This is a genomic window from uncultured Aquincola sp. (genome assembly GCF_964001545.1).
In the GTDB taxonomy this organism is placed as follows: domain Bacteria; phylum Pseudomonadota; class Gammaproteobacteria; order Burkholderiales; family Burkholderiaceae_C; genus Aquincola.
The window spans coordinates 1-2880 of sequence record NZ_CAXFDV010000600.1; the positions used below are offsets into that span (position 1 = coordinate 1).

General features: G+C 69.3%; 5 protein-coding genes. All 5 read right to left on the reverse strand.

From position 1 onward, the window contains the following. Window positions 1-95 precede the first annotated feature (95 nt). Window positions 96-854: a 3-hydroxyacyl-CoA dehydrogenase gene (locus ABNT58_RS20715; protein WP_348755308.1), complete on the reverse strand. Its 759-nt coding sequence runs from the start codon at window positions 852-854 to the stop codon at window positions 96-98. 5 nt (window positions 855-859) lie between these two features. Then, window positions 860-1513 (reverse strand): adenylate kinase, encoded by a 654-nt coding sequence (gene adk / locus ABNT58_RS20720; protein WP_348755309.1) that lies wholly within the window; start codon window positions 1511-1513, stop codon window positions 860-862. A gap of 168 nt (window positions 1514-1681) precedes the next feature. After that, window positions 1682-2464, reverse strand: coding sequence for a 3-deoxy-manno-octulosonate cytidylyltransferase (kdsB, locus tag ABNT58_RS20725; protein WP_348755310.1), 783 nt, complete (start codon window positions 2462-2464; stop codon window positions 1682-1684). A gap of 7 nt (window positions 2465-2471) precedes the next feature. After that, on the reverse strand, window positions 2472-2654 hold the full coding sequence (locus ABNT58_RS20730) for a Trm112 family protein (RefSeq protein WP_348755311.1): 183 nt from the start codon (window positions 2652-2654) through the stop codon (window positions 2472-2474). Further along, a partial coding sequence (locus ABNT58_RS20735) for a tetraacyldisaccharide 4'-kinase (RefSeq protein ID WP_348755312.1) occupies window positions 2651-2880 on the reverse strand: 230 nt, incomplete at its 5' end. The genes ABNT58_RS20730 and ABNT58_RS20735, both read right to left, overlap by 4 nt.

Consider the following 2880-nt stretch of genomic DNA (forward strand, 5'->3'; position numbering starts at 1 on the left):
AGGGGCGTAAATCTCCTGGATCCGGCGCGATTTCATCGTTCACAGCCATGATGCGAGAGGTCAACCCTGCAGTCAAGGCTGTGCCGGTGGTCAGCTCACTTCGGCGCCAGCCGAATCGCTCCGTCCAGCCGGATCACCTCGCCGTTGAGCATCTCGTTGGTGATGATGGCGTGCACCAGCTTGGCATAGTCCTGCGGCGTGCCCAGGCGTGAAGGGAAGGGTACGCCGGCCGCGAGGGCGTCCTGCACTTCCTGGGGCATCGAGAACAGCATCGGGGTGCCGAAGATGCCCGGCGCGATGGTCATGTTGCGGATGCCGTTGCGGGCCAGGTCGCGGGCAATGGGCAGGGTCATGCCCACCACGCCGCCCTTGCTGGCGGAATAGGCCGCCTGGCCGATCTGGCCGTCGTAGGCGGCCACGCTGGCGGTGCTGATCAGCACGCCGCGCTCGCCGGTGGCTTCGGGCTCGTTGCGGGCCATGGCTTCGGCGGCCAGGCGGATCATGTTGAAGCTGCCGATCAGGTTGACCGTGATCACCTTGGTGTACAGCGCCAGCGCATGCGCGCCGTCCTTGCCCACCGTCTTGGCCGCCGGCGCAATGCCGGCGCAGTTCACCAGGCCCACCAGCTTGCCCAGCGAGGTGGCCTTGGCCACCGCGGCCTGGCCGTCGGCTTCCTGGCTCACGTCGCACTTGACGAAGGCGCCGCCCAGCTCCTGCGCCAGGGCTTCGCCCTTGTCGGCTTGCAGGTCGGCGATGACCACCTTGCCGCCTTGGGCGGCCAGCATGCGTGCCGTGCCTTCGCCCAGGCCCGAAGCGCCGCCGGTGACGATGAAGACCTTGCCTGCGATGTCCATGCCGGTCAGCCCAGCGCCTGCAGCGCGCGCGCGGTGATCTCGTCCACGCTGCCGGTGCCGCTGATGCGGCGGTAACGCGGTGCCTGGGCGTCGCCGGTGGCGGCCCATTGCGAGTAGTAGTCCACCAGCGGGCGGGTCTGGCTCCGGTAGACCTCCAGCCGCTTCTTGACGGTTTCTTCCTTGTCGTCTTCGCGCTGGATCAGGTCTTCACCGGTCACGTCGTCCTTGCCTTCCACCTTGGGCGGGTTGTACTTGACGTGGTAGGTGCGGCCCGAAGGCTGGTGCGTGCGGCGGCCGCTCATGCGTTCGATGATGGCCTCGTGCGGCACGTCGATCTCGAGCACCGCGTCGATCTTGACGCCGGCCGCGCGCATGGCTTCGGCCTGCGGAATGGTGCGGGGGAAGCCGTCGAACAGGAAGCCCTTGGCGCAATCGGGCTGGGCGATGCGTTCCTTGACGAGGCCGATGATGAGGTCGTCGCTGACCAGGCCACCCGAGTCCATCACCTTCTTGGCTTCGATGCCCAGCGGCGTGCCGGCCTTGACCGCCGCGCGCAGCATGTCACCGGTGGAGACCTGCGGGATGCCGTACTTCTGGCACAGGAAGGTGGCTTGGGTTCCTTTGCCGGCACCCGGCGCCCCCAGCAGGATCAGTCTCATCGGTGTCCTCGTATTGACGAATGTTTTATGTCTGTGGCTGCAGGAAGTGGCATGAATCACCCCCTTGCCTGGATGGTGGAAGATACCACGCGCTCCCCTGCGCGAAACTGACGTCGCCCCGGCGCCGACCCCGGGGGAAACGTGAGGCGGCATCAGGCCGCCAAGGCCTTATGCGGCGCCTTGCGCAGTGCCTTGCGCGGCCGCCACCAGCGCCCGCACGCGGGCCAGGTCTTCGGGCGTGTCCACGCCCGCCGCAGGCACCTCATGGCTGACGTGCACCGCGATGCGTTCGCCATGCCACAGCACCCGCAGCTGCTCCAGCGCCTCAATGGTTTCCAGCGGCGAAGCGGCCAGCCGCGGAAAGCCGCGCAGGAAGCCCGCGCGATAGCCATACAGGCCCACATGGCGCAGGGCCGGCGGCTGCGGTAGCGCCGGCTGGCCCGGCTGGCTGCCGTCGCGCCACCAGGGCAGCGGCGCACGGCTGAAGTACAGCGCGCGACCCTGCGCATCCAGCACCACCTTGACCACGTTCGGGTTGGCCAGGTCGGCCTGCTCGGCGATGGGATGGGCCACGGTGCTCATCACGCAGTCGGGCCGCTGCAGCAACTGCTGCACGCAGGCGCTGATCAGCGCGGGGTCGATCAAGGGCTCGTCGCCCTGAACGTTGACCACCACGTCGTCGCCCTGCAAGCCCAGCAGCTCGCAGGCCTCGGCCAGGCGGTCGCTGCCGCTGGCGTGGTCGGTGCGGGTGAGCAGGGCGCGAACGCCATGGGCTTCGCAGGCCTGCACGATCTGCGCATCGTCGGCGGCCACCACCACCTGCTGCGCGCCGGCCAGCGCCGCGCGCTGCGCCACACGCACCACCATCGGCAGGCCGCCGATGTCGGCCAGCGGTTTGCGCGGCAGCCGGGTCGAGGCCAGCCGCGCCGGAATCAGCACCGAAAAGCGCATGCCGCGGTCAGTCCAGGTTGCGGGCTTCGCCTTCCAGCATCACCGGCAGGCCGTCGCGGATCGGGAAGGCCAGTCGGTCGGCGCGGCAGGCCAGTTCGGTGGGCTGGTTGGCGTCGTCACGCAGCATCTCCAGCGGGCCCTTGCAAACGGGGCACACCAGCAGGTCGATCAGGCGATGGTCGAGCGTCATGGGGCGGTAGGTGGCTGGGGCAGCAGTTGCTGCAGGGCCGCGGCAAAGCCGGGCGGAAGGCGGAAGTCTAGCGTGGCCACCCACACGCGCTGGCCCGGCGGCAGGCGGGCCGGCGGCAGCTTCACCGCGTCCTTTTCGGTGATGAGCACGTCGGGCGCGGATGCGGGCCAGGGCAGTTGCGCGAAGTCGTGGTGGTCGGGCAGCGGCAGCCGCTGCAGGGCCAGGC